Origin of the sequence: Helicobacter aurati, from assembly GCF_003364265.1 — a bacterium.
Classification (GTDB): domain Bacteria; phylum Campylobacterota; class Campylobacteria; order Campylobacterales; family Helicobacteraceae; genus Helicobacter_A; species Helicobacter_A aurati.
The window spans coordinates 16012-42652 of sequence record NZ_NXLW01000002.1; the positions used below are offsets into that span (position 1 = coordinate 16012).

Consider the following 26641-nt stretch of genomic DNA (forward strand, 5'->3'; position numbering starts at 1 on the left):
GCTTTGAAATGTTTAACGCTATTTGTTGCGGTGTCTGCCAAGGTAACTTGCAAGAATCTTTATTGCCCCCAATTTCAAAGTAGCTCTGCATGTTGTAATAATAAATTGTGCTACAATATCGCATGTAAGTAATCAGTCATAAGAGGTATTATGAGTTTTATTAGTCTGGAGGCAATTACAAAGACCTACGGTAAAGGTAAAAATTCCTTTCAAGCATTACACGGTGTGAATCTACAGGTACAACAAGGGGAATTTATCGCTCTTATGGGTCCTTCTGGTTCAGGTAAATCTACAATGGCAAATATTTTAGGATGCCTTGATGTTGCTACTACCGGCAAATATCTTTTTAACGGTGTGGATGTATCCGAGCTTACTCGCACTCAACGTTCGCTTTTGCGAAGACATTATATGGGGTTTATTTTTCAGGGATTCAATCTTCTTTCGCGTACATCTGCTCTTGAAAATGTAGAGTTACCTCTTGTATACCGTGGTATGCAAAAGAAGGAGAGACAGAAATTAGCGTTACGTGCGCTGGAAATGGTAGGACTTGAACAATGGGCACATCATAGTAGTTCTGAGTTAAGTGGCGGGCAATGTCAGAGGGTTGCAATTGCTAGGGCTATTGTTATTGAACCTTTGTTTCTCTTAGCAGATGAACCCACAGGTAATCTTGACACAAAACGTAGTAACGAAGTTATGGAAATTATGACGTATCTCAACAAAGAAATGGGCATTACTATTCTCATGGTAACACATGAGCCAGAGATGGCGCAATATGCTCACCGAGAAATTTATTTCTTGGATGGAAATATTCAAAAGGAAATAATTCTGGATTCGGAGTTATATCAAACTAAAACATTATGAATATAAGAACTATTTAATTCATAAGATGCAAAGAAATAATTTTATTATTTGAATTTTCTGTATAGAAATTTTTAAATGGTTTAGGCTTTGTAGGGTTGCATAAAGTTATTTTGATTGTTGGAAAACTTATCACACAAAATTAAGGGGTAGATACCATGAAGCAAGAACAAATAGAAGAAATACATATTGTGTTATGTTGCGATGATAATTATATTAAATATGCAACTACTACGATTTTTAGTATTGTCAATACCGCGGCAATTCATGATGGTTTTGCCTATAATCCAAATAATGTTCACTATTTGGAACGTGTAAGTTGGTATGAAATTTTTAGTGGACATTTTAAAGAGTTGCAATCATTTAGCTTTGTTTATAACGCGCAGAAATACGGGGGGGGGGGGCACTACCTCCACACATAAACAATCCATCTCATAGCTCCTATTTATTAAAAACAAGATTCATATTTCATATTATTTCAGATTATATTGCCTCGTATCATCTTAAAAAACTCCGTTTCTTAGAATCTTTTTTAAACATTTCAATTCAAACACATATTATCGATAGCAATAGTTTCCAGAATCTTGTACCTTGGGGTGAAGGGCAAAACTATACAACTTATTATCGCTTAAAAATTGCCTCATTATTGCCGCAGCATATCGATAAGTGTATTTATTTGGACTGCGATATGATTCTTAATGCAGACATAAGAGAACTATATGCAATCGCCTTGCAAGAACATATCTGTGCCGTTGTAGGCGAAGAAAGAACGTTTGAACAGCCCATGGTAGCATTACCGAACAATGAACACTTCAGTATCAAGACTAAATATAGTTTTAATGCGGGGTTGCTATTGCTTAATCTTAAAAAGTGGAGAGAACACAATATAGAATCTAAACTTTTTGCCTTATTACAAAAAGTTGTGTTAACGGATCAAGATGCGTTAAATATTGTTTTTAATGACAATATTATAATGCTCGATACAAGATGGAATTGTTTCCCAGTTTTATTGCAACAACAACCTTCAACAGCATGGCATCATATATTCAAAGATGAAGCCAATGAAGTATCTAAGCCCACTACTTCATTGACAAGAGCAGAGTATGAGGAAGTTTGCAAGGAGGCTAAAATTATCCATTTTGGAGGACCAAAGCCATGGCAAAAAAAGGCTTATGATTTTCCAGATATTGCTATGTGGAATTTGAAAAGATGGTATTTTCGACTTTGGTGGATAAATGCAGCATGTACACCTTTTTATCGTGATATTTCATGGCATATTTTGGAGCTTGATAAACGTGGAATAAAAAATCGATTGTATGACTTCATAAAATTACCCGACAAGATTCAAAGGTTAGGTAGAAAATATCTTAAAAATTTGATGAAAAATCACAACATAAAAAAAGACAATCCATGATGATATAAGTCAATCAATAAAATCAAAAGTGCCACGAAAGATACATAAGATTCTTTAAATTGGCTATAATATTTGATTATTGGCAATAACGTTTGGAGATACAATATGCTCGAAGAGTTGCGTCCTCATATACAAGATTTACGTAAACGATTAATCATTTCTCTATTATCACTGATAGTTAGTTTTGTAGTGGCTTTCAGTTTTCACGAAACAATAGCAACATGGATGAAGATTCCTTTAGAAAATGCTTTTGTTAATAGTGGGGGTAAGATTATTCAAACTGCTCCAGCAGAATATTTATTTGTCGCCATTAAAATTAGTTTTTTTGCCGCTTTTATTGTGTCAATTCCTATTATTTTTTGGCAATTATGGCTTTTTGTGGCACCTGGGTTATATAAACATGAAAAGAAACTGATTCTTCCTTTTGTTTTTTTTACTTCTTTAATGTTTGCTGCGGGACTTTGTTTTTGTTATTTTGTTGTTTTTCCTTTTCTTATTAAATATGTTATTGCTTTTGGAAGTGATGTTGTAGAAGCAAATATTACAATTAATGAATATTTAGTCTTTTTTGTTCGTATTATGCTGGTTTTTGGTTTTATATTCGAGCTACCTGTTGTAGCGTATTTCTTTGGTAAGATTGGCTTGATTACAGATGAAACACTAAAGAAATATTTTCGTTACGCCGTTGTTATTATATTTATAATAGCTGCCATAGTAACTCCACCTGATGTAGTTTCTCAATTGCTATTAGCCATACCTATGGTGATACTTTATGGTTTTGCTTATTTGATTTTAAAGTTTGTGAATCCCGCGTCTAAATCATCTATTGATACAGAACATTTTGCAGAAGAGACATCAGAAACATCTACAAGGAACGATTCGGAATCATCTGATTTGAAAACGAGTTTTTGATTCAAAACAACGTAAAAAGCGAGTATCAAAAAGTGCAAGCTTCGCTACATTTGCACTTCTACTTCCAAGTTTACTTTTGCGTGGGGAGGAAGTTTATTTTTAAAGTTTTGTAAATCGAATTTAATTCCTTGTGTTGCTGCTTCTTGTATAAGAGCTATTGCCTCATGTACATTATAAGCACTGCCACCTTGATAAGGCTCAAAGATTCTATTTGTAATAGCCAATGCGTAAGAACGTTTTTTGACATGTTCGGAAGAAGCATGTGGGGCAGTGATGTAAGCGAGGCTTTCGATTAAATCTTCATCAAACTTCCAATGATTAAATAAAAAACTAGAGAAACTTAAATGATCCGTTCCAAAGAACTCATTCTCAATAAAAGCAATATTTTGGAAATTATTTTGTCGAATAAGCGCAAGAAATTCTTTGTCTTTATTGTTTTGAATGAGCATACTAGAAAATAGTATCATGCCAAGTCGCAATAACATAACACAAGGAACAATTTGCTGAAATAATTTCTTATCTTCTTCTCCCAGCCAATCTGTCATAAAGTTAACTTCTTCCGTACAATTACGTAAAAACGTGGCAGTATCTAGCCCGTAAGGGGACACATCAATATGAAGATGACCGTTAAGAGAATTAGCAATTGCAATATTTTTGATATTCCCTACCCCCAATAATGCAACCACCTGGTTTATTGTAGAGATTTCTCTTGAAAATCCATAGTAAGGAGAATTTGCCAGACGAAGCAAATCGGCAGTTAATAATGGATCTTTGGAAATTATATTGACTACCTCTTGAATCTGCACTTCAACTCCGGATTTATCAATATAATCCCGTAGCTTCATTACTGTTTCAGGTAATGGTGGCAGATTCTCAATTGTTTTATTTAACAGTTCGTGCATCATAGCTTTAACCCTTATATGGACTTAACATAAATCTTTGTTGATTATAACACAGAATTATTACCAACTTTTTATGAAAAATATCAAAATTGGGAGTAAGGTGAAAATAAAGATAGAACATTTTCTTCCTTTCTTTTACAAGTTAAAGAAAGAAACACCGTGAAATTCAGTTTCATTATGATAACTTACAGCATGGTTGATTCATAGCAACCAGATGATATTACCGCAAAAGATTATTTAATCTTTCTGTTTTGTTTTATAAAACAAGATCGCACTGATGTTTAATTCGAATACAATCATTTTATATTGCGTTATAAACTCAAGAATTGTTGGTTAATTTTATATATTTTTTGCAACGCCAATTTGATAATATATAAATCCCTGTGTTTCCAATTGGTAGTGTTGGTAGATATTACGTCCGTCAAAAATCACAGGGTTATGTAAAAGTTTTTTGATTTCTCCAAAATCTGGACTTCTAAACTCACGCCATTCAGTTAAAAGTACAAGCGCTTCACAATCCTTTATTGCATCATACTTGCTTGATTGCAATTGAATAGAATCTAAATAGTCTTTAAAGTAAAATTGTGCTTGTTGATAGGCTTTTGGATCATAGGCTTTTATTTTTGCTCCTTTTGTAATTAACTCACGCACTACAACCAAAGAGCTAGCCTCGCGCATGTCGTCAGTTTCTGGTTTGAAACTAAGCCCCCATAGCGCAAAACTTTTGTTTGTTAAATCTTCCCCAAAATGTCGCACAATTTTTTGTACCAAAAGCATTTTTTGTGCTGCATTCACGTTTTGTACGGCTTTAAGAATTTGTGCCTCATAGCCATGATCTTGGGCATTCCTTTCTAATGCTCGAACATCTTTAGGGAAACAACTTCCTCCATAACCACAGCCAGGATAAATAAAACTATATCCAATACGAGAATCTGAGCCAATTCCAAGCCGTACATCATTGACGTTTGCTCCTACACGTTCGCAAATCTGACTGATTTCATTAATGAAACTAATTTTTGTTGCAAGCATGGCATTCGCAGCATATTTAGTCATTTCTGCAGATTCTATGCTCATGTGAATCAATCTATCGCTTTTTAGTAAAAATGGTGCGTATAGGGATTTCATTATGTCAAGGGCACGTATAGAATCTGTACCAATTACCACCCTGTCTGGACTCATGAAATCTTTAATAGCTACACCTTCTTTAAGAAATTCCGGATTGCTTACTACATCAAAACTTATACTATGTATATTTTTAGATTGAAGAGGCTCATTATGAGCATTGCTCAAGCGATTTAGTAAGGTAGATTCTATAAGCGTACGTACTTTTTTTGCGCTACCTACAGGCACAGTGCTTTTGTTAACAACTACAAAATAAGTAGTTTCTACAAACATACCAATATCTTTTGCTACACTTTCCACATAAGAAAGATCTGCGCTGCCATCTTCTCCCATAGGCGTACCTACAGCAATAAAAATAACCTCTGCATTCTGTAAGGCTAATTTTTTATCCGCAGTAAAATGTAATGTGTCGAGTGCAGCATTATCTTTAATCATGGATTCAAGACCGGGCTCATAAATAGGAATCCGACCCTTTTGTAGCTGTGTAATTTTATCCAAATCTTTATCAAGGCAAGTTACATGATTGCCCATTTGTGCAAAACATGCCCCAGCCACAAGTCCTACATAACCGCTGCCAACGATAGTGACTTGCATAATATTCTCCTTATTATCTTTTATTTTTGAGTAATGTATTCATAAATTGCTTCAATTTCAGAATCTGTGAGATAGTATTTTGGCATAACACCTCTATTGCTATATAATTTTTTCTTAAATCGAGAGATATCTAATTCCGTAATATCTGGCGCATAGATTTCTTGCAATTTTCCTTTGTGCTTATATTGAGCAAGTTGTTGCCCCTTACCAAATTCTCCATGGCAGGACTTACAACTAATGCCGCGAGGGTTATTGTAAAGCTGCTTACCGTATTCTTGTTGTGTGATGAAGGTTTCTTCTGTGTTTACATCTTCATAATGCGTTATCATAGAATTTGCTGCTACCATAACAATTACTATATTTATAAAAATGACTATAAATATTAACGGTTGTTTTGCATTCTTTAACAATAGTTCTACCTTTTTAAAAAAGTAGCTATTATAGCATTCTTTGCAAAAGTTTGATAAAATACCTGTTTATTTATATACTTTCACAAGGAAGATTCTATGCAAGATAAAGATTATAAAGACACGTTAATCCTCCCTCGAACTGATTTTCCTATGAGAGGCAATCTCCCTCAAAAAGAGCCAGAACGTTATAAAAAATGGCAAGATAGTGCCTATTCCCTTATGAGTCGTAAAAAACAGATTAATGCGAATATAGATTCTATAGAATCTGTACAAGATTCGCAGTTTACACTGCATGATGGTCCGCCTTATGCCAATGGACATTTACACGTGGGGCACGCGCTTAATAAGATTCTCAAAGATTTTATCGTTAAATTGCATTATTTTCGTGGTAAGCAGGTTTTTTTCACGCCTGGTTGGGATTGTCATGGTCTACCGATAGAACAGCAAATTAGCACAGAGTTTGAATCTAAGAATATCCTTCCAAGCAAGCTTGAAATGCGTAAGGCGTGCCGTGCGCATGCTGCAAAATTTATTGAGATTCAGAAAGAAGAATTTATAAACATGGGAATTATAGGAGATTTTGCTAATCCCTATAAAACAATGGATTATCGTTTTGAGGCAAATATTTACCGTGCATTAGTGAAAATTGCCAATCAAGGTTTACTTATCCAAAGAAGCAAACCAATTTTTTGGAGTTGGGCAGCTAGGAGCGCATTAGCGGAAGCAGAAGTAGAATATAGAGATAAGAAGTCGGATTCTATTTATGTGGCTTTTCCTTTAGAATCGCAATCTATTCTTGCATTGAATTTAGAATCATTTTCTACTCATAAACAGCCTTTTATCGCAATATGGACGACTACGCCTTGGACATTACCTAGCAATGTCGCCATTGCTTTTCATCCCGAAGAGCAATATGTGTTAGTAGAAGATGGGGCTATTGTAGCAAAAAAACGGTACGAAGATTTACAAGCAAAAAAAATAATAAACGGTAGAATCCTCTGTGAAATAAATGCTCAAAGATTTGAGAGGCTAAAGGCAATTAATCCACTCAATGGGAGAGAATCCTTGCTGATTTTAGCCAATTATGTAAGTATGCAAGATGGTACTGGTGCTGTGCATAATGCCCCTGGACACGGGGAAGACGATTATTTTTCATGTTTGAAGTATGATTTGCCTGTTATTATGGCTGTTGATGATTCTGGACTATTTGATCACTGCATTATAAAAGAAAGATTGTTTGAATCATCTATTGCAAAGGAGTTCGAAGGTGTACATGTCTTTAAGGCGCAAAAGAGAATTTTAGAGATTCTTCGAGATTCTCAAGCTTTACTCTTTCACGAGGAGATAACACATTCTTATCCTCATTGTTGGCGTACTAATAAGCCTATTATTTTTCGTGCAACTAAACAATGGTTTATTCTTATGGATAAGCCGTATTATCAAGGAAAGACACTACGCGAAATAGCACTCGAGGAAATTGAAAAGACAAGATTCTATCCATCAAACGGTAAGAATCGCATAAAAACAATGGTACAGAATCGTCCAGATTGGTGTATTTCACGTCAGAGAGATTGGGGAGTGCCTTTGGCTTTCTTCTTAGAAAGACAAAGCGGCGAGCCTCTGCTAGATTCGGAAGTAACAAATTATATTGCAGATTTATTTGAAAAACATGGTTGTGATGTCTGGTGGGAAAAAGATATTGTTGATTTACTCCCCCCTGCTTTTAAAGACAAAGCTAATCTTTACACAAAAAACATGCACATTTTAGATGTGTGGTTTGATAGCGGAAGTACGTGGTTTGCAGTGCTTAATTGCGATAATTATGGAGCAAGCACATCTACTACAATGATTGGCAATAAAGAATCTACGAGTTCTACATCTCAATATAATGCTGGTTTTTATCCTAGCTCTATGTACTTAGAGGGTAGCGATCAGCATCGAGGATGGTTTCAAAGCTCATTGCTTATTAGTTGTGCTATCAATTACAAGTCGCCCTTTGCAAGTATTGTTACACATGGATTTACTGTAGATGATAAAAGCGAGAAAATGTCTAAGAGTAAAGGCAATGTTTTATCCCCTAATGTAATTATGCGCAATCATGGAAGCGAAATCATACGTCTATGGGTCGCGCTAAGTGATTATCAAAATGATGTAAAAATTTCGCAGAACATTTTAAAGCAAGTCGCAGAAAATTATCTTAAGATTCGCAACACCATTCGTTTTTTGCTTGCCAACACACAGGGGCTTAGTACATTGGATTTTACAAATCTTAGTCCCATTGATATTTGGATTTTGCACGAAGCAAAAAGAGCTTTTACGCAAATTGAAGAATTTTTTGCTTTGTATGACTTTTCTAAAGGATTCCAGATTCTTAATTCTTTTCTCACGGCTAGCCTTAGTGGCATTTATCTTGATATTTGCAAAGATAGCTTGTATTGTGACAGCAAAAATTCCTCTAAACGTATTGCGATTCAAAGTGTTTTTGGTATATTGGCTAATCATATATTACATTTGCTTGCACCGTTTTTAACTTACACTGTAGATGAAGCATTAGAATATGCTGAACCAATACTTAAAGGAAGCGCGAGCAATGTTTTTGAATTAGAAAAAATATCTATGCCAGACTTAAGTGAGTATCCTTTATTTAAGCAAGAAAACTTTGATATTTTGTTGGAATTACGTGGCATTTTTAATGAACATGTTGATAGGTTAAAAAAGGAGAAAATTATTAAGTCTAGCTTGGAGCTAGAAATTATAGTATCAGATTCATCCAAAAATTCACAAGTACAGATACGTTTTATAGATTTAGTAGCAGATTTTTTAATGGTAAGTTCATGTACTATCGCCGATTCTTCACAGATACAGCAGGAACAATATTTGTTCGAAATTAGTTTGCATAATCAAAAATTCTCTATCATTAAAGCAAAAAAAGAAAAGTGTCTGCGTTGTTGGCAATTTAAGGTAGATGTTCATCTTATCGAATCAGAATATAAAAATACTACACAACTATGCCAGAGGTGCATAGAAGTCTTGAAATAATTTATAAAGAATTTACAGATAAATATCTATCCCTTATATTATCTATCCTTTATTCTAGCCACTCATTTAAACTTCAACGTATTTGATATTTTCCCCCAAGACGCACTTGAATAGGTATAGGTGGACGTTTGAGATTTTTGGCAGACAATTCTACAACTTGTCGCATTGATTCGTCGAGTACTTCATACTTTGTTGAGACAATAATTCGTATGTCTTCAATGTGTCCATCTGGATATAAAGTAAATTCAATAATGCCCTCACCTTGTTGCTTAAGATATGCGGCAAGTTTTGGGTAGCCCATTCTGTCAGCAGTTTGCTGAAATACAGCAAAGTTAATAAAATAACTTTCTGCTAAATAGTCTTTTTGTTCTTTGCTCATACGATAAATATTGTTACCGTATAAACGTTGCAATTCCTCTAGTGCTTGCGATGGAAGTTTTTCTAACTTGACATTTTCTTCCTTTTCCTGAATACTTTGTGTCAGACTCGGTTTTGTAACAATCAGCGGATTGAATTTTTCTTGTGGTAAGTTAAGGGATTCCAAGTCTATGTTAAGATCCGGTGTTTGCTCTGCTTGTCTATTAATTGTTTGTTCTTGTAATTGTGGGGATATTGTTGTTTGCGGTTGAGTGGTACGTTGGTTAGACTTAGGCTGGGTATCTATCTTTGATGGAACTTGTGTTGTAGGAAGTTTTTTTGTTTGCGTTGCGTGTTGTGGTATTTGTTGAGTAGAATTCTGTAATTTTTGCAGTACATTATTCTGTAAAATACCAAGAGAAATGGGTTGCAAAGAAATATGTTTATCTGGTTTGGGTAGCAATATGTAGCACAAGATAATAATACCATGTGCTAGTATAGAAAGTCCTAAAGAGAGCAAAAATCTATCTTTGTAGACTTTGTATTGTCTAGTCATTGCAATTTCCTAATCTTTTAGTAAGAGATTGTTGAAATTCAATGCTTGCGCATGTTCTTGGGTGGTTGTTTCTTTTTTATTTTGATGCTCTGCGTGCATTTCTGGCTGTGATTGAGGAATTTTATCAATAAAAGTGATTCCATGTGGATTGACTCCAAGTATATATTGCATATTATCAAGGTGAACAACAAGAATTTTATTTTTTGAGTCAATAATTTTTACATGCTTAATTGCAATATTAGAAGTACCTATTCCTTTGTTCTGCCGTAGTTTGATAAGATATAACACAAGAATAAGTATTATCATAATAGCTAGCACTGCAAAATAACGCCATGAGCTTATCTCATAATTGTCTGTCAAGGAATCTTGCAAAGGCTCTTGTTTATTTTGCGTATAATTATCGTCTGATGTGGGTTGTATTTGTGAATTTTTCTGATTTTCTTTTGTAACGTTTTGTGCAATTACCGTTTGCGATTCACTATGATGACTAGCAGGAATAATAGTCGTTTTATGGGAGAGCAAATCTTCACTCAATGAATGGATTCCAGCAAAAATAACATAGAGCATACTTCCGTGAATTTCAGTTTTTATATCATAATAAGCATCACTCTTAAGTGCTAAATATACTTCATGATTGGGTCTTGCATTGAGCTCCAATTGTCCTAATGTTGTCTCAAATTTGTGGGGACTATGATTGACAACACCGGGAAAAGTAATGTAAAGCATGTTGTCTTTTTGAATCACTTTTGGAGATAGAGTGTGTATATCTTGTGCGGATTTATCTAAACGAATAGCTAGTAGTAGTGCAACATTATGCCGAGTAGCAAAATCATTGAGCAAAACTTTATCATGCACAACATAAACTTCTTTGATTCTGAGAGTTTTACTGTTTGCTGACAAAAGCGATAGGGACAACAAGTTTACAATAATGAAAAGGGAAAATAACGACGTTTTAAACACAGAACGGGCTTCACAATGGGATTTTTTGTTACAAATATAGTCATTATAATGGGTAAAAGCTCTTGAGAAAAAGTGATTTTTCACTTCTTTCATGTGCGTGGACTTTTAGGTGTTGTCTGCGATTTGTCTTGCAATATAATAGACAATTGCATTGGAATCAAGGATTTCGTTAATACGAATAGCAAGATTACGTTCATAAACCATAACTTCCCCCTTCCCTACTACACGGTCATTAACAAAAATCTCCACACTTGCACCAGCTGGTTTTTGTAAATCGATAATAGAACCTTTTTCATATCGTAAAATGTCGTGAAGAGGAATCTGTGTAGAACCTAAATCTGCACTAAAGAGGACTTTCATATCAAGTAGCCCCTCATAATTACTCATCATATCTTCAAGGTAAGAAGCGAGTTCAATTTCACGAGGAGTATGGACTTGTTTTTTGTCTAAGATATTATATTTATCCTCAATCACATTTTTGCTTGCTTTGTCGTCTGCCATAGTATTCTCCTATCAAGTTGGCTATTTGTAATCCCTGCATTATATAACAAAATTTGCAACTAAAATTATCTCTTAGATATTGCTTTCTTTTTATATTGCCAAGCAACATAAAGTATAGTTATTGCTGCAACTATTGATAATACAATTAAGAGAATATTACGCATTTGCCATTTAATAAATTCCTGTGTGGAATCTTTTTCTCCACCACCGAAAGATTCGGCAATTTCATTGACATTAGTATATCCAATGGAATCTCCGAGCCACCAACCGAATACACTTAAAATACTCACCCATAATCCTGCACCTATAATAGTAAAGAGAGAAAATTTCCATAAGTTCATTCTTGCTAAACCAGCAGGTAGAGAAATATAGTGTCTAACAACAGGAATTAGGCGACCAATGAAAGTGCTTATTTCTCCATGTTTATCGAAAAAAGTTTCAGTTGCAATGAGGCTTTTCTCTCTAATGAAAAAATATTTCCCATATTTAACAATGAAGATTCTACCAATTTTATAAGCAAGGAAATAATTGCATAGTGCTCCTGCCAAACTACCAAGAGTACCAGCGAGAATTACTAGACTCATATTCATTTTGCCCTGCCAAACTAAATAGCCAGCAGGTATCATGACAATTTCACTAGGTAACGGTAGAATACTTGATTCTATGGCCATAAAGAAAAATATACCTAAATATCCTGATTGTTCAATAATATTGAGAATGTAATGTATTATGGTATTAACCATGCTTATCCCTGTCGTTAGTTGTTTGTGAAATTGCATTAAAATTATACTAAAATTTCAATAGGAAACGGTATGACAGAGTTATTTCAGGGCGCGATTAAATTCTATGAGGAGGATTACAATAACGAAAAGAACTTCTTTAAAAGCTTACAAGAAAATAAACCACATACGCTTTTTATTACTTGTGTGGATTCTAGGATTGATCCTAATAGACTCACTCAATCGAAACCGGGCGAACTTTATGTTATACGCAATATAGGCAACATCATACCTCCCTATAAGGTTAATAATGACGGGTTTCTTGCTGTAACTTCATCAATTGAATATTCCATTTGTAAATTAAAAGTGAAAAATATTATTGTATGTGGGCATAGTAATTGTGGAGCATGTGCAATTGTATATGATAAAAATATGCTTAATGAAATGCCGTATGTTAAGAAGTGGCTAGAATTATTGGAACCAACTGTTAAAGAAGTTAAAAACATGAATCCAGAAGACGACAGGAAAAAGACGTGGCTTACAGAATTACAGAATATCCAACAACAATTGCACAATCTTTTAAGTTATCCATTTGTTGAAGAAAAATTTAATCGTGGGGAATTGCATATCTATGGTTGGTATTATAATATTATGAGCGGTCAGATTCTTAACTACAATTTAATTCAAAGAGAATTTAAGCCAATTGTAGGTGATAAACCGCCACTTGAATAATGCAATAGAGGATTAAATACGCGATAGAGAGAATCGCATAATTAAATCGTTAATGTTTATTCCAAACAAAGAATGTTTTTACTTTTTTGCAATCCCTTAGGATAATGCTTTGCAATCCCTTAGGATAACGCTTGTTTTTAGAATCTGTTACGTCTATTACGATATAGCTATCGCTATCTTGGTTAGCTGGACAATATTCTTTTAAGATGCCCCGTATGATTTGTTTATTGAAAAGATATATTTCAATATTCTCACCTATACTATAAAAAAAATGTTTAGGTTCTTTCAATACTCTTTCTACACCTGGAGAACTTACCTCTAAGTGATAGGCGTCTTCATCTTGCAGTTCGACATCCAAAAGGGGTGAAATAAGATTGCTAATAGTCTCACAATCATCGAGTGTTATTCCATTTTTTTTATAAATGGAAATGCGCAATATCCTTGTTGCGTCATCTTTGAGAAAGTCTATCCCGTATAACCCTATTCCTTTAGATTCTATAAGTTTATCTAACTGGTTATACAACGTATCAGATATCATGTTTTACCTTTGTTTTTCTTTCATTGGAGATTTGGGAAAAGAGAACATCAAGTCTATTTTGATGCTGCAAGCTCGAATCAAAGCAAAGCATTAATTTTGGCGCGTTATACCACTTACTGATCCGCAACACATTGGATTGGATAAATGGTTTTGCACGTTTGAATGCTTTTTGTATTTCTTGTCTTTGCGTATCAGTAAGCAAGCTGCTTTCTACAAAGATTTTTGCATTATATTTACCTCTAGAGCATTGTACATTCACAATTTCGAGAGTATTGAGCAGTTCATTATGTAATTCACTAAAAATTTCAGTAAGAATCTCTTTAAGAAATGCTTCCTTTTTTTGTTGCGTTATCTGATTTTGCATGATGTTCCTCTTTATTTTGTGAGTTGAATATAATATCATAACATAAAGATTCCAATTTTTCTTATGCTACAATTCCCTTTTATTTTCAGGCAGAGTTTTACAATTTAGAAAGGATAGCCATGCAAAAATACGCGATTATAAGTGTGAGTGATAAGAGTAATGTTTCGTTCTTTGCGCAAGGATTATCCACGTTGGGATACAAGATTCTAAGCACAGGAGGAACGTTGCAAGCTTTGATAGATGCCAACATTGAAGCAACAGACATTGCTGCTTACACAAATAGTAAGGAGATGTTTAACGGCAGGGTAAAAACACTTCATCCCAAAGTGCATGGCGGAATCTTATTTCGTAGAGAAAACACTCAAGATAGAGAACAAGTCCAAGAGCAAGACATTGTTGCTATTGATGTTGTATGTGTGAACCTCTATCCTTTTCATGAAACTACGCAAAGAAGCGATGATTTTGATGAAATTCTCGAGGATATTGATATAGGCGGTCCTGCTCTCATCCGTTCTGCAGCAAAAAACTTTAAAAGTGTTACTGTTGTGGTTGATCCTAAAGATTACACTAGGGTAATTGAAACATTAAGTAGGCAAGATTCTCATGAATTATTGGAGTTCCGTAAGGAGCTTATGATTAAAGCTTTTAATCATACTGCCCATTATGATTGTGTCATTGCAAATTATATGAATGAGAAGTTTCAAGACGGTTTTGGAGAAAAAAAATTTATTGTTGGCTCTAAAGTTATGCAAACAAACTACGGTGAGAATCCCCATCAGCAAGGTGCACTTTATGAATTTGATGATTTTTATTCTAAATATTTTCATGCAGTTAAGGGGAATATTAGCTTTAATAATCTTTTGGATATTAATGCCGCATTAAAAATTACCAATGCTTTTGGTGATATGCCTTGTGTGTGTATCGTCAAACATGGCAACTCCTGCGGATTTGCAATTAAAGAAAATATTTTGTTGGCTTATAAAAACGCAATGCTCTGCGATAGTGTAAGTGCTTATGGCGGAGTTGTTGCAATTAATGCCGAACTAGATACGGCTTTGGCAGAAGAGATTCTAAAAAGTTATGTTGAAGTTGTCGTGTGTAAGAAAATCCGTAATGATACCCTCGCAATGTTTCAAAAGAAAAAACGTATTAAAATTGTTGTGTGTAACCCCGACATAGAAAAAACACATAGAAATTGGCAGGACTCTTGTTTGCCACTTGATACGTGGAATTTTAAATACATTCAGGGAGGATTTGTTTATCAGCAAAGCGACAGGATAGAATCCGATGAGATAAATAACGCAAAGCTTGTAAGCAACAAAGCAGCAAAGGATTGTCAAAAGTTTGATTTGGAGATTGCCTATAAGTTGGCGGCTTTTACAAAATCAAATTCTGTGGTTTTTGTGAAAGATGGTGTTTTAGTGGCGATTGGTATGGGAATGACAAGTCGTATAGATGCAATGTTAGCAGCGATTAAAAAAGCAGAACAGATGCAATTATCTCTTATAGATTCGAGTCTTGCAAGCGAAGCATTTTTTCCTTTTAAAGACAGTATAGAATTAGCTTCTCGCGTTGGAGTAAGCGCAGTGATTGAACCTGGGGGTAGTATACGCGATAATGAAGTAATAGAAGAGGCAAACAAACGTTCAATAGCTCTTTATTTTTCAGGGAAAAGGCATTTTTTGCATTAAAACGAGGAATGAGTAGATTTATTATATGTATTCCTCTATGCGTAATAGTACATTCTACTTGATTCATGTCATGTACTATTTCAAATATCCTATCATTAAATAATATCAAGAAAGCGCACTTAAACGTAATGCTTCACCAATAGTTTTGCCGCGCAAGTTGATTGTTGGAGACTCTATTGTTACAGAGCTATCTGATACCGACATGCTTTGTTCTGTCAATTTACGTATTTGCTCCATGCAAGTTTTTATTTCTTCTTTTTTGGCAGAAATATATTCGTTAAATGCTTTAAACTCTTTCTTTTCCAAAAATGCAATAGGATTTTCTATCTCAAAACTTACATTATGTGAATATATAGAAGCAGATAATTGACTATCAAATAATTCTTTATCAATAAACTTTGTATTTGCAATTAAATCTCTAGCTTGTGAAAGTAAGATTTCGCTCATATTGATATTCGCAGGGTTATTTGAATCATCTTCTAGGCTAAATTCAATTTTTGAGACAATAACTTGTAATTTATTTAATTTCGCAGTTAAAACTTGCAAACAACCAATAAGTTCATTTGCCGCTTTAATCCCTTCACCAAAGCGATATATTTGAATCTTGCTTTGTTTTCTTGCATTAAGCATAATATCCTCAATATTGTCCAATCCGTTGAGGTGTTTTTTAAATGTTTGTAACATTTTATCCATAACAAATCCTTCTGTATAAAAATTTATCTATTAAAGCAAATAGTATGCCCAAACAGATATTTGTTGTTATCCTTAACAATTATGAATAAATCGACAAATTATTCTTATCTAATGAGAATAATTGCATGGAAATTATAAAAATATTCAAAATATGTTGATGATAGTGTCAATTACGCTATGTGGGTGCAATGAAATTAGAGAGTTGTGAAATGTAGAGTTGTTGCTAGCAAAGTTATTTGTTTGTGTTCCGTTATAGAATCAAATTTCTTAGAGATATGAACCGGATAAAACAAAACATATAAAATGACTATTTAAACAACGTTTTTGCATTATAAGCTAATAGCTTATTTTGGTGTCGCAATTCCAAAAGTCGATTATATTTTGCATTACGTTCGCCTCTAGCCGGTGCTCCCGTTTTTATTTCTCCTGCATTAACTGCTACTGATAAATCTGCGATAAAGTTATCTTCGCTTTCTCCACTTCTATGGCTAATCACGGTCTTATAGCCATTGGCTTGAGCAAGCCTAATGGTTTCTAAAGTTTGCGTGATTGTACCAATTTGATTGGGCTTAATGAGAATTGCATTGGCAACGTTTTGTGAGATTCCTTTACGTAAAATTGCTGCATTGGTAACAAATAAGTCATCACCAACAAGCTGGATTTTATTGCCTAATTTTTCTGTGAGATAGGTCCATCCATTCCAATCATCCTCACTTAATCCATCTTCAATAGAAACAATTGGATATTTTTCCGTTAATTTTTGATAATAACTCACTAATTCTTTAGAATCCAGCTTAAGATTTTCCCCTTTTAAGTGATAGATTCCATTATTGTATAATTCACTCCCAGCAATATCAAGGGCAATGCCAAACTCCTCCTTTGGTTTATAGCCAGCTTTTTGTATTGCATCAAGTATCAGTACAATAGGCTCTTCATTATTTTTTAAATTTGGCGCAAATCCACCTTCATCTCCTATACTTGTGCTAAATCCTTTGGAATCTAAAATAACTCGCAACTTATGATAGACTTCAACGCTTGCTCGCAATGCCCTTTTAAAGCAATCAAAACCTAATGGCATAATCATGTATTCTTGGAAATCTATTGTATTGTTCGCATGGCTGCCTCCATTAATGATATTAAGCATTGGCACAGGTAAAGTTGCTGCATTAATACCCCCTAAATATTTAAAAAGAGGAATATTTAACGAATGGGCACTAGCCCTAGCTAATGCCATCGAAACACCTAATGTCGCATTGGCACCTAATTTATTGTAGTTTTCCGTGTTATCTACGCTTTTTAACACATCATCTATGCTTGTTTGCCTGTAAGCTTCCATCCCCATAATTTCACGCGAAATAACTTCAGTAATATTTGCACAGGCTCTCAATACGCCTTTACCTAAAAATCTAGATTCATCTTTATCTCTTAATTCTAATGCCTCTCTTTTACCCGTACTAGCACCACTAGGCACAATCGCGCTACCAACACTACCATCACTTAATATCACCTTTGCGCATATTGTAGGATTCCCTCTACTATCTAATACCTCAAACGCATCAAGCTCTTTAATTGTTACCATCATGCTGTCTCCTTTTTAACAAGCGAATGTATCTAGCATTCTAACATACTAAAAGTAATTTTATATATTTTGGTGAGAAATAACACGGTAGGTAATTTCGTAAATAATGTTTTGTTTTATGTATAATTACTATAATTTTTTGAAGTTAAAGGAAAGAATATGCGGTTTTTGGATAATGATAAAATTCTTGAATCTTGCAATTTTCGTCATGCCTGTAAAAGCTTTGATTCTACACAAAAGATAGCAGAGCATGATTTTATGACAATATTAGAATCTGCAAGACTTAGTCCCAGCTCTTTTGGATTAGAGCCGTGGAAGTTTCTTGTTATCCGCGATATGTCGCTTCGAGATAAAATTTATCATAATGCTTGGGGTGGACAAGATAGTTTAAAAAATGGAAGCGAATTTATCATCATTTTGGCACGTAAACATATTGATTTATATCCAAATAGCGAATATGTTTGGCATATTATGCGCAATGTACACAATATACGCGAAGAAGGTTGCAAACTTCGCTCCGAATTTTACGAACGTTTTCAAAAAGATGATTTTGCAATTTACAATGATGAACAAAGAATCTTTGATTGGGCATGCAAACAATGCTATATCGCACTTGCAAACATGATGAATACTGCCGCTCTTTTAGGAATAGATTCATTGCCTATTGAAGGATTCCATCAAAAACATATTGAGCACATCTTGAAAGAAGAAAAGAATATAGACAGCAAACATTTTGGTGTAGCTGTTATGGTTGCATTTGGCTATCGTTTGAAAGAACCCAAACATAGTAAAACTAGGCAAGCATTAGAAGATATTGTGCAATTTCTTTAGAATATTATCATTAAGACATATTTGACAAACACAATATGTAAATGTTAAAATGTGTAAATTATTTTTTCAAATTAAGGTAATAATATGAACATATTGGGATTTCCACGAATTGGAGAAAAAAGGGAGCTAAAAAAGGCGTTAGAATCATTTTGGGCAAAGAAGAGTAGCGAAGAAGAGCTGCTTGTGGTGGCAAAAAAAATGCGGACACTACATTGGGAGTATCAAAAAAATCTACTTTTTGTTACGGTAAATGACTTTAGTTTGTACGATAATATGCTTGATTTGAGTTATATGCTTGGTGCTATCCCACAACGTTTCCAGAATCTTAAAGGATTGGATTTATATTTTGCAATGGCTCGAGGCAATGGAGAAAGTGTTGCCTGTGAAATGACAAAGTGGTTTAATACAAATTATCATTTTGTAGTGCCCGAGTTAAGTAAAGATTTACACTATAAAGTGAATGCAGAAAAAATTATTCAAGAGTATAATGAAGCAAAAGCCTTAGGTTATATTCCTAAAATTAGCCTTATTGGACTTTTTACATACTTTGAATTAGCAAAAATACATGATAACTCCAGCAAGGAAGAAGCTTTTTCTCAACTGAAAAAGGCGTATTTAGAATTGGTAAAATCCCTCACGACGTTAGATGAAGAAATTATTATTGAATTTCATGAACCCATTTTTGTTAAAGGACAGAATCCACTTTTCTCTGAAATTAAAGACGTCTATGACACGATTGTAGATTTTGGTATAAAGGCTATTGTTAGCACTTATTTTGAAGCAAGCAATGAAGCTACAAAAATTTTGGTTGGAACAAAAATTGATGGTTTGGGACTTGATTTTATTTATGGTGAAAATAATCTTACAAGCCTTAAGCTAATTGCTGATGCAGGTAAAAAGCTTTATGCGGGAGTAATTGATGGCAGAAACATTTGGGTAGCAAATTTAGATTCTAAATTACAGCTTCTTGATAGAATAAGTATCATTGTGCCGAAAGATTTAATCCACATTAGTACTTCATGTTCTCTTTTGCATGTGCCATTCAGTAAAGATTCTGAAGTGAAAATGGATTCTGAAATTCTTAGTTGGTTAAGCTTTGCTAGGGAAAAAATAACAGAATTGGAACTTTTGGAGTCTCTCTTTAGAAATGGCATTACAGAATCAAACAGAAAAGCTTATGAGCAAAATCAAGCTGTTAATGCGACACGTAAGAGCTCCAATAAAATTCATGATGTGAAAGTACAACACAGAGTAAGCAATTTAAAAATCAATGTACGTTCGGATACATTTAAAGAGAGAATTAAAATTCAAAGGGAAAAACTAGCCTATCCAAATCTTGCTACTACTACTATTGGTAGTTTCCCTCAAACCCCTGAGTTGCGAATCTTGCGTCAAAAATATAAAAAAGGTGAGATTAATACAAATGAGTATGAAAGTGGTATTAAAGATTACATAAAAGAATGTATCGCCTTTCAAGAACAAATAGGTTTAGATGTCCTCGTACATGGTGAGCCAGAACGAAATGATATGGTAGAGTATTTTGGCGAACAAATGAAAGGATTTGTGTTTAGTCAAAATGGTTGGGTACAAAGTTATGGTAGTCGATGTGTGAAACCGCCGATTATTTATGGTGATACAAGCAGACCGAGTCCTATGACTGTTCGTTGGTCGAGCTTTGCGCAATCGTTAAGTAAAAAAATTGTGAAAGGTATGCTAACAGGACCCGTGACGATTTTAAATTGGTCTTTTGTGCGCGATGATTTACCTAGACACGAAGTTTGCAAGCAACTCGCTTTATGTATTGCAGATGAAATTTCAGATTTACAAGATGCAGGGATAAGAATCATTCAGGTTGACGAAGCTGCGTTTAAAGAAGGGTATCCTTTAAGACAAGAAAATATTAAAGAATATGAAAATTGGGCATTAGAGTGTTTTAAGATTTCTAGTTCTGTTGCGAAGTCTTCCACGCAGATTCACACTCACATGTGTTATAGTGAATTTAATGATATTATTAAGACTATTGAAGCAATGGATGCGGATGTTATTAGCATTGAAACTGCTCGAAGTGGAAATGAATTGCTCAAAATTTTTAAACAAGTAGGCTACTCCAATGAGGTGGGTCCCGGAGTATATGATATTCATAGTCCAAGAATTCCAAGCGTGGATGAAATTTACAAACAAATTAAGCTCTTATTGGAAGTCTTGCCACAAGAACAATTATGGATAAATCCGGATTGTGGATTAAAAACTCGTAAATGGGAAGAAGTGAAGCCTAGTCTTAAAAATATGATTGAGGCAGTAAAAAAAGTACGAGCAGAAATAGATAAATAAATAACCTAGAAAGCTTTGTAGAATACTTATATGTAATTTTCTCTAAACAAGAATTTATTGACTAATTGTGTTAATTGTTAAGGAAGTTAGTTGATTACTTGGAGATTAAACTATTAACGTAACGATTGTAATTTTGTCTTAGTAATTAACAATATGTTGTATTCTGAATAATTTCAAATGTTGATAAGATAAAACTCATAATAACGCTATGAAGAAATTCAATTTCTCTGATTGCGTTGTTATGTGTTATAATAGCCGTTATAATGATTGAGAAATACCTCATAGTTTTCATGTTGCTATTTAATGATTAGGTTGTACATTGAGACATTTTATCCTGCAAAATACAATAAGATTATTTCGAATATTGCTTAGTGTAATTTTATTGATATTAATGTTTGTTCACCAAAGTGCATTTGCTGCAAATGAGCTAAATGTTCCCAATAACCCTGATTTTCAAAAAACGCAAAATGCGCAAAAGAATCTCACTCTTAACGGCGTACCCATCCCTACGGTGGATTTAAGCATTAATCCACCACAGACTCCGACACAGTTAGTAACAACGCTCAATGTTATTGTATTACTTACCTTATTGATATTAGCCCCCTCTCTTCTACTGATGATGACGAGTTTTTTACGTATTATTATTGTATTGGGATTCTTGCGCGTGGCATTAGGTACACAACAATCTCCACCTACGCAAGTTTTAGTATCGCTTGCTTTAATTTTGACATTCTTTATCATGGAGCCAGTTGCAAAAGAATCTTACACCATAGGCATTAAGCCTTATATGGAAGAGAAAATTGGTTATGAAGAAAGCTTTGAGAAAGCAATAAAGCCCTTTAAAAAATTTATGTTAACTAACACGCGTCAAAGTGATATTGCCCTATTCTATAAAATACGTAATGAGAATCCGCCGCAAATGGACAATCTTAATACTCCAGAAGAGTTAGAGAGGCTAATAGATCAAGTTTCGCTGACTGTTATTTTGCCTTCATTTATGATAAGCGAGTTAAAAACTGCCTTTCAAATAGTTTTTTTACTCCTATTGCCTTTCTTGGTAATTGATATGGTAATTGCTTCAATTCTTATGGCTATGGGTATGATGATGCTACCGCCAGTAATGATTTCGTTACCTTTTAAGATTCTAATTTTCGTGTTAGTTGACGGTTTTAACCTTCTAATTTGGAATCTCGTTCGTTCCTTTAATTATGGTTAAAGTTATAAATTTAGAGAAATTCAATGTTATCGCGGCTTTTACCTATTGTTGTTATACCTAAGTGTTTGAAGTACTTCTTTCATAGTCATAATCTTCTGTCAATGAATCTATGCAATGCAACACAACAATCACTACAAATCATCTTAGACTCTCATATAGATTCTCTAAACGTCAATAGTATGTGTAAAAAAATTGATTTAAGCGACAAACTACAATATGGGGATATTATAGAGCCACAGCACATTGTTATTTTTATAGGCGGGTTTTGCGATTCTTTACATCGCACTATGTTTGAGACGTTCTGTGCTTTTATACATTCTTGCTATAATACTTTTTATAAAAAACACAAACGCACTGCTAATAATATCCCTATCGCCCCATGCACTATGTATACTACGTTTAATTGTTATTCTTTTCTGCATTCTTTTCTGCATTCGCTCTTACAATATGGTTTGCAAATTTCCATTATTGCGCATAGTTGGGGAGCAAAGAATATCTTGCGACTATGTTTGCATGAGAATTATGCGATTGATAATTTGCTAACGTTAGACTGTGTTGGACATTTTGCAATTACCCATAGACCAAATCGAATTGTACATTGGGAAAATATATTTATCGAAGAATATTTTGAATTATATCATAGAAGCAATCTTGCCGCCTTGCTTGGTGGTGCCAAAGGCAGTATTGCATTTGCTGATGATAATATACCGATTACCTATCCCGCCAACCATGCTAGTGTGACGTCAATGCTAGAAAAATCTAAGCTTTTCAAAGCTATTCCACAGGAATTAGTACAAATCAAAAAGAATTTATGATTTAATTGAAAAATGTATAATTGCACTTTGGAATCTATTACGAGGAGAAAAGATGTTTTATGAACGTATGCCAAGTATGCAGGAATCTACTCGAAATTATGCAGTAGAATCAAATCCTCGCATGCAGAATTTACATGTTGCGCAAGTTGGACGAAAACTCATTTATAATCCACAATCCAATGAAGTTGTAAATGAACGTCGTATTTTTGGTGGGAATCCTACTGCTATTTTTGAACTTAATAAAATTAAATATCAATGGGCTTATAATACTTGGCGTATAATGCTAGCAAATACTTGGTTTCCCGAAGAAGTTAATATGAATCAAGATAGGCGGGATTATGAATTAAATCTTAGCGCACAAGAGAAACAGGGGTATGATAGAGCTTTAGCGCAATTAATTTTTATGGATTCATTACAAACTAACAATCTCATTGATAATATTAATCCCTATATTACAAGTCCAGAAATCAATCTGGTTCTTGTTCGTCAAGCTTATGAAGAATCTTTACATGCACAAAGCTATGCTGTTATGGTTGATTCTATATCTGCTAACACAGATGATATTTATAATATGTGGCGCAGCGATAAACGTTTAAGGGGTAAAAACGATTATATTGCCAATGTTTATATGGATCTGGCAAAATCCCCCACTGAAATTAATTTACTCAAAGCCATGTATGCTAATCAAATATTGGAGGGTATTTATTTTTATAGTGGATTCAGCTTTTTTTATACATTAGCAAGAAGTGGACGCATGCTCAATAGTGCTCAAATGATACGTTTCATTCAGAGAGATGAAGTAACACATTTGAGTATTTTTCAAAATATGATTAAGAGCCTACAAAATGAAAGGGAGGACCTTTTTACCGCTCAACTAGCAGAAGAAGTGATTGAAATGTTTCGTAAGGCGGTAGATATAGAATCTAGTTGGGGAGAATACATTACGCAAGGGCAAATATTAGGGCTTACTTCACAAATCATTCGTGATTATATTGAATATTTGGCTGATAAACGGTTAAATGCCGTTGGATTGCCTAGAATATACAAAAAAAATAACCCCATCAAATGGGTTGACGATTATGCTCAATTTAACGATCAAAGAACTAATTTCTTTGAGGCAAAAGTTACCAACTATTCAAAAGGGAGATTAAATTTTGATGATTTTTAAAACTCTTTGCACCATACAGTTACAAACAAAGGGAGTGTGGCAGGAAAATCTTGACATATTAGAATCCAAGATTCTAGAATGTCCAGATAATTCGTTTATACTTGGAAGCGAAATGTTTTTGACGGGTTTTGCCTATCAACAAATGGAGCAAGCCTATAATTTTAGTAAATTAGCCACGAAAAAACTACAGGAATTAAGTCATAATAAAACCATCGCAATCACTATGATGGAAAAACAAGGTTTGCAATATCTTAATCTTTTTAAAATTTTTCACGGTGGGAAGATTCTTTATACTCAACCTAAAGTTAAATTATTTGCTTTAGGTGATGAGCATTTATATTTTAAGGCTGGCAAATTAGAAGATATTAAAATTTTTGAGGTTGATGGTATTCCTTGCGCAATTCTTAATTGTTTTGAAATTCGATTTATTGAATTATGGCAAAAAATTAGAGGAGCAAAGATTATCTTTGTGCCTGCTGCTTGGGGCAAAGCAAGGAAGGTACATTTTCAAACAATTACACGTTCTCTCGCTATTATCAATCAAAGTTTTGTTATTGCTAGTTCATGTGGAGGAAAGGGATATGCTAAGGGGAGTTGTATTATTACCCCGTATGGCAATGTTTATAAAAATGATTCTAAAGAAATTATTCAAGCACATGTCAATCTTGCCGAGGCAGACAAAATACGTGCGCATATCAATACTGGAATAACATACTAATGCAATCTCATTATAGTTATCATCTTGTAAAACTACTAAAAGGATTGCCGTTGCATATTGATTCGCGAATCATAGATGCTATAACAAGAACCAATCGCGAAATCTTTGTTCATTCTACAATGAAAAATTATGCTTTCGAGAATCACGCATTGCCAATGAATGACGGACAATGGATTAGCTCACCTAGTACTGTTGCAAAGATGAGTGCCTATCTTCTTGCTTATGATATATCAGATGCTATGTTGCAAAAACCAGATAATGTTTTAGAAATTGGATTAGGTAGCGGCTATCAAGCAGTTGTTCTTTCACATTTGTTTCGTAGAGTTTTTGGCATTGAACGTATAGAATCTCTATTATTTGAAGCAAGAAGACGTATTGCAAGTCTGCAGATACAAAATATCACTACTATGTACGCCGATGGCATGAAAGGATGGGTAGAGCATGCTCCGTATGATAGAATACTTTTATCAGCTTGTGCAAATGAGATTCCGAATATACTTATTGAGCAATTAAATACTAATGCTATTTTAGTAGCACCGCTTTACCGTGATGGCAGACAGGTTATTGTGAGGTTTATCAAAAAAAATGGTATGCTTGTTAAACAAGAGGTGCTTGAGCATTGCCAATTTGTACCAATTCAAGAGGGAATAGCAAAAGGTAACAATATAATTTAATTCTTAACTCATAAACATCATTATATAAATGGCGCATTTATTGCAATATGGCAGTTCCAATGCCCTTTTGTGTAAAAAACTCTAGTAACAAACAATGACGTATTCTTCCATTTAAAATGTGTACGCGCGAAACACCGCCTCTTACGGCTTGGATACAATTTCTAATTTTTGGAATCATTCCTTCGCTAATATTACCATTTGTTATGAGCTCTTCTATCTCGGAGATTCTAAGTTCTGATATAAGGGAATTTTTGTTTGCATAATCGCTATAAACGCCATCAATATCACTTAAAAACACTAACTTTTCTGCACGCATAGATTCGGCTACTGCGCATGCAACATCATCTGCGTTAATATTGTAACTTTGTGATTTACCATTGACATTTCCTATGCCAATTGGAGATATTACAGGAATGAAATCATGCTGTAAAATAGAATCTATAAGTAAAGAATCCACCTTAGTAATTTCCCCTACGAATCCTAATTTTTCTTTGTCTTTGGGTAGAACTTGTAACATGTGCCCATCTTTCCCACTCAAACCGCAAGAGTGTATGCCAAATTCACTTAGTAATCCGACAATCTCTTTGCCAATTTTATTAAGTACCATTTCAGCAATTTCCATAGTTGGTTCATCTGTTATGCGCAATCCATCTTGAAATTTACGTTCAATCCCAGCAATTTTCAACCATTTATCGATCTCTTTCCCACCACCATGCACTATAATGGGTCTAAAGCCAACAGATTTAAGCAGAGCAATGTCTCGAATAAGGCTCTTTTTTAATTCCTCGTTATCCATTGCGCTACCACCATATTTGATGACAACCATTTTTCCACGAAAAAGCTGTATATAAGGCAATGCCTCAATGAGAATTGCTGCTTTTTCTTGCCAAGATTTCATATCCATGCATGCCCCTTATATTCATTTAGAAAATTCAAGAGATTCT

The 26641-nt window shown here is 34.2% G+C and carries 26 protein-coding genes; 14 read left to right on the plus strand and 12 right to left on the minus strand.

The genetic code is table 11. The annotated features are described in order from the left end of the window. Positions 1-150: 150 nt before the first annotated feature. The 4 genes from CQA66_RS01260 to tatC all read left to right on the plus strand — a co-directional run bounded on the left by CQA66_RS01260 (position 151) and on the right by tatC (position 3187). Positions 151-864 (plus strand): ABC transporter ATP-binding protein, encoded by a 714-nt coding sequence (locus CQA66_RS01260; protein WP_104762940.1) that lies wholly within the window; start codon positions 151-153, stop codon positions 862-864. A 155-nt stretch (positions 865-1019) separates the two neighbouring features. Further along, complete coding sequence (locus CQA66_RS01265; protein WP_104762941.1) at positions 1020-1283, plus strand: hypothetical protein; 264 nt, start codon at positions 1020-1022, stop codon at positions 1281-1283. Positions 1284-1324: 41 nt separating this feature from the next. After that, a complete protein-coding gene (locus CQA66_RS01270; protein WP_342352818.1) occupies positions 1325-2275 on the plus strand; it encodes a glycosyltransferase family 8 protein in 951 nt (316 codons plus the stop codon). Between the two features lie 105 nt (positions 2276-2380). Beyond that, positions 2381-3187, plus strand: coding sequence for a twin-arginine translocase subunit TatC (gene tatC, locus CQA66_RS01275; RefSeq protein ID WP_104762943.1), 807 nt, complete (start codon positions 2381-2383; stop codon positions 3185-3187). A 44-nt stretch (positions 3188-3231) separates the two neighbouring features. Here tatC and cheP read toward each other — a convergent pair whose 3' ends face one another. From cheP to CQA66_RS01290, 3 genes are all read right to left on the minus strand, one after another. After that, positions 3232-4092: a cheVAW transcriptional regulator CheP gene (cheP, locus tag CQA66_RS01280; RefSeq protein WP_104762944.1), complete on the minus strand. Its 861-nt coding sequence runs from the start codon at positions 4090-4092 to the stop codon at positions 3232-3234. A 336-nt stretch (positions 4093-4428) separates the two neighbouring features. Beyond that, on the minus strand, positions 4429-5805 hold the full coding sequence (locus CQA66_RS01285) for a UDP-glucose dehydrogenase family protein (RefSeq protein ID WP_104762945.1): 1377 nt from the start codon (positions 5803-5805) through the stop codon (positions 4429-4431). Positions 5806-5825: 20 nt separating this feature from the next. After that, entirely contained in the window at positions 5826-6215 is a 390-nt protein-coding gene (locus CQA66_RS01290; protein WP_324843337.1) for a c-type cytochrome, read from the minus strand. Positions 6216-6311: 96 nt separating this feature from the next. On the opposite strand from CQA66_RS01290, the gene ileS reads away from it, so the two are divergent. After that, a complete protein-coding gene (gene ileS / locus CQA66_RS01295; protein ID WP_104762946.1) occupies positions 6312-9254 on the plus strand; it encodes an isoleucine--tRNA ligase in 2943 nt (980 codons plus the stop codon). A gap of 73 nt (positions 9255-9327) precedes the next feature. Here ileS and CQA66_RS01300 read toward each other — a convergent pair whose 3' ends face one another. The 4 genes from CQA66_RS01300 to CQA66_RS01315 form a co-directional block, all read right to left on the minus strand. Further along, positions 9328-10167, minus strand: coding sequence for a TonB family protein (locus tag CQA66_RS01300; RefSeq protein ID WP_104762947.1), 840 nt, complete (start codon positions 10165-10167; stop codon positions 9328-9330). Positions 10168-10176: 9 nt separating this feature from the next. Beyond that, positions 10177-11220 (minus strand): flagellar biosynthetic protein FliO, encoded by a 1044-nt coding sequence (locus CQA66_RS01305; RefSeq protein WP_104762948.1) that lies wholly within the window; start codon positions 11218-11220, stop codon positions 10177-10179. Positions 11221-11232: 12 nt separating this feature from the next. Next, a complete protein-coding gene (gene fliN / locus CQA66_RS01310) occupies positions 11233-11628 on the minus strand; it encodes a flagellar motor switch protein FliN (RefSeq protein WP_104762949.1) in 396 nt (131 codons plus the stop codon). Between the two features lie 65 nt (positions 11629-11693). Then, complete coding sequence (locus tag CQA66_RS01315) at positions 11694-12371, minus strand: DedA family protein (protein WP_104762950.1); 678 nt, start codon at positions 12369-12371, stop codon at positions 11694-11696. 69 nt (positions 12372-12440) lie between these two features. Between CQA66_RS01315 and CQA66_RS01320 the strand changes: the two genes are divergently transcribed. Beyond that, on the plus strand, positions 12441-13079 hold the full coding sequence (locus CQA66_RS01320; protein WP_104762951.1) for a carbonic anhydrase: 639 nt from the start codon (positions 12441-12443) through the stop codon (positions 13077-13079). Between the two features lie 49 nt (positions 13080-13128). On the opposite strand, the gene CQA66_RS01325 is transcribed toward CQA66_RS01320, so the two are convergent. Continuing rightward, a complete protein-coding gene (locus CQA66_RS01325) occupies positions 13129-13617 on the minus strand; it encodes a ribosome maturation factor RimP (protein ID WP_104762952.1) in 489 nt (162 codons plus the stop codon). Further along, positions 13607-13981 carry a 30S ribosome-binding factor RbfA gene (gene rbfA, locus CQA66_RS01330; RefSeq protein ID WP_104762953.1) on the minus strand — a complete coding sequence of 125 codons (375 nt, stop codon included), beginning with the start codon at positions 13979-13981 and terminating at the stop codon, positions 13607-13609. The genes CQA66_RS01325 and rbfA overlap by 11 nt, the downstream gene beginning before the upstream one ends. Before the next feature lie 119 nt (positions 13982-14100). Between rbfA and purH the strand changes: the two genes are divergently transcribed. After that, a complete protein-coding gene (purH, locus tag CQA66_RS01335; RefSeq protein WP_104762954.1) occupies positions 14101-15672 on the plus strand; it encodes a bifunctional phosphoribosylaminoimidazolecarboxamide formyltransferase/IMP cyclohydrolase in 1572 nt (523 codons plus the stop codon). 105 nt (positions 15673-15777) lie between these two features. Here purH and CQA66_RS01340 read toward each other — a convergent pair whose 3' ends face one another. Continuing rightward, on the minus strand, positions 15778-16365 hold the full coding sequence (locus CQA66_RS01340) for a flagellar FLiS export co-chaperone (RefSeq protein WP_104762955.1): 588 nt from the start codon (positions 16363-16365) through the stop codon (positions 15778-15780). 307 nt (positions 16366-16672) lie between these two features. Next, complete coding sequence (gene eno / locus CQA66_RS01345) at positions 16673-17944, minus strand: phosphopyruvate hydratase (protein WP_104763054.1); 1272 nt, start codon at positions 17942-17944, stop codon at positions 16673-16675. A gap of 159 nt (positions 17945-18103) precedes the next feature. Here eno and CQA66_RS01350 point away from each other — a divergent pair, with 159 nt between their 5' ends. The 7 genes from CQA66_RS01350 to CQA66_RS01380 all read left to right on the plus strand — a co-directional run bounded on the left by CQA66_RS01350 (position 18104) and on the right by CQA66_RS01380 (position 25697). Continuing rightward, positions 18104-18775: an NAD(P)H-dependent oxidoreductase gene (locus tag CQA66_RS01350; RefSeq protein ID WP_104762956.1), complete on the plus strand. Its 672-nt coding sequence runs from the start codon at positions 18104-18106 to the stop codon at positions 18773-18775. A gap of 84 nt (positions 18776-18859) precedes the next feature. Further along, positions 18860-21106, plus strand: coding sequence for a 5-methyltetrahydropteroyltriglutamate--homocysteine S-methyltransferase (metE, locus tag CQA66_RS01355; protein WP_104762957.1), 2247 nt, complete (start codon positions 18860-18862; stop codon positions 21104-21106). A gap of 502 nt (positions 21107-21608) precedes the next feature. Further along, the gene (gene fliP / locus CQA66_RS01360; protein WP_411698676.1) at positions 21609-22322 is read left to right on the plus strand and encodes a flagellar type III secretion system pore protein FliP; all 714 of its coding nucleotides are present in this window, start codon (positions 21609-21611) and stop codon (positions 22320-22322) included. Between the two features lie 23 nt (positions 22323-22345). Beyond that, positions 22346-23137, plus strand: coding sequence for a hypothetical protein (locus CQA66_RS01365; protein ID WP_147289191.1), 792 nt, complete (start codon positions 22346-22348; stop codon positions 23135-23137). 121 nt (positions 23138-23258) lie between these two features. Then, positions 23259-24305, plus strand: a complete 1047-nt coding sequence (locus tag CQA66_RS01370) for a ribonucleotide-diphosphate reductase subunit beta (protein ID WP_104763056.1) — start codon at positions 23259-23261, stop codon at positions 24303-24305. Then, the gene (locus tag CQA66_RS01375; RefSeq protein WP_233707736.1) at positions 24295-25023 is read left to right on the plus strand and encodes a carbon-nitrogen hydrolase family protein; all 729 of its coding nucleotides are present in this window, start codon (positions 24295-24297) and stop codon (positions 25021-25023) included. The genes CQA66_RS01370 and CQA66_RS01375 overlap by 11 nt, the downstream gene beginning before the upstream one ends. Beyond that, a complete protein-coding gene (locus CQA66_RS01380) occupies positions 25023-25697 on the plus strand; it encodes a protein-L-isoaspartate(D-aspartate) O-methyltransferase (protein WP_104762960.1) in 675 nt (224 codons plus the stop codon). The genes CQA66_RS01375 and CQA66_RS01380 overlap by 1 nt, the downstream gene beginning before the upstream one ends. A gap of 37 nt (positions 25698-25734) precedes the next feature. Here the strand turns inward: CQA66_RS01380 and argB are convergent, their stop codons facing one another. Then, on the minus strand, positions 25735-26595 hold the full coding sequence (argB, locus tag CQA66_RS01385) for an acetylglutamate kinase (RefSeq protein ID WP_324843340.1): 861 nt from the start codon (positions 26593-26595) through the stop codon (positions 25735-25737). Between the last annotated feature and the right edge of the window lie 46 nt (positions 26596-26641).

Excerpts from the sequence above, each read along its gene's own strand:
- argB (WP_324843340.1), bottom strand. The coding sequence starts at position 26,595 with ATGAAATCTTGGCAAGAAAAAGCAGCAATTCTCATTGAGGCATTGCCT.
- CQA66_RS01285 (WP_104762945.1), bottom strand. The coding sequence starts at position 5,805 with ATGCAAGTCACTATCGTTGGCAGCGGTTATGTAGGACTTGTGGCTGGG.
- CQA66_RS01305 (WP_104762948.1), bottom strand. The coding sequence starts at position 11,220 with ATGAAAGAAGTGAAAAATCACTTTTTCTCAAGAGCTTTTACCCATTAT.
- purH (WP_104762954.1), top strand. The coding sequence starts at position 14,101 with ATGCAAAAATACGCGATTATAAGTGTGAGTGATAAGAGTAATGTTTCG.
- metE (WP_104762957.1), top strand. The coding sequence starts at position 18,860 with ATGAACATATTGGGATTTCCACGAATTGGAGAAAAAAGGGAGCTAAAA.
- CQA66_RS01320 (WP_104762951.1), top strand. The coding sequence starts at position 12,441 with ATGACAGAGTTATTTCAGGGCGCGATTAAATTCTATGAGGAGGATTAC.
- ileS (WP_104762946.1), top strand. The coding sequence starts at position 6,312 with ATGCAAGATAAAGATTATAAAGACACGTTAATCCTCCCTCGAACTGAT.
- CQA66_RS01315 (WP_104762950.1), bottom strand. The coding sequence starts at position 12,371 with ATGGTTAATACCATAATACATTACATTCTCAATATTATTGAACAATCA.
- cheP (WP_104762944.1), bottom strand. The coding sequence starts at position 4,092 with ATGATGCACGAACTGTTAAATAAAACAATTGAGAATCTGCCACCATTA.
- CQA66_RS01340 (WP_104762955.1), bottom strand. The coding sequence starts at position 16,365 with ATGGATAAAATGTTACAAACATTTAAAAAACACCTCAACGGATTGGAC.
- eno (WP_104763054.1), bottom strand. The coding sequence starts at position 17,944 with ATGGTAACAATTAAAGAGCTTGATGCGTTTGAGGTATTAGATAGTAGA.
- fliN (WP_104762949.1), bottom strand. The coding sequence starts at position 11,628 with ATGGCAGACGACAAAGCAAGCAAAAATGTGATTGAGGATAAATATAAT.
- CQA66_RS01375 (WP_233707736.1), top strand. The coding sequence starts at position 24,295 with ATGATTTTTAAAACTCTTTGCACCATACAGTTACAAACAAAGGGAGTG.
- CQA66_RS01265 (WP_104762941.1), top strand. The coding sequence starts at position 1,020 with ATGAAGCAAGAACAAATAGAAGAAATACATATTGTGTTATGTTGCGAT.
- CQA66_RS01300 (WP_104762947.1), bottom strand. The coding sequence starts at position 10,167 with ATGACTAGACAATACAAAGTCTACAAAGATAGATTTTTGCTCTCTTTA.
- CQA66_RS01380 (WP_104762960.1), top strand. The coding sequence starts at position 25,023 with ATGCAATCTCATTATAGTTATCATCTTGTAAAACTACTAAAAGGATTG.
- CQA66_RS01370 (WP_104763056.1), top strand. The coding sequence starts at position 23,259 with ATGCAGAATTTACATGTTGCGCAAGTTGGACGAAAACTCATTTATAAT.
- CQA66_RS01325 (WP_104762952.1), bottom strand. The coding sequence starts at position 13,617 with ATGATATCTGATACGTTGTATAACCAGTTAGATAAACTTATAGAATCT.
- CQA66_RS01260 (WP_104762940.1), top strand. The coding sequence starts at position 151 with ATGAGTTTTATTAGTCTGGAGGCAATTACAAAGACCTACGGTAAAGGT.
- tatC (WP_104762943.1), top strand. The coding sequence starts at position 2,381 with ATGCTCGAAGAGTTGCGTCCTCATATACAAGATTTACGTAAACGATTA.
- rbfA (WP_104762953.1), bottom strand. The coding sequence starts at position 13,981 with ATGCAAAATCAGATAACGCAACAAAAAAAGGAAGCATTTCTTAAAGAG.
- CQA66_RS01350 (WP_104762956.1), top strand. The coding sequence starts at position 18,104 with ATGCGGTTTTTGGATAATGATAAAATTCTTGAATCTTGCAATTTTCGT.
- CQA66_RS01365 (WP_147289191.1), top strand. The coding sequence starts at position 22,346 with ATGTTATCGCGGCTTTTACCTATTGTTGTTATACCTAAGTGTTTGAAG.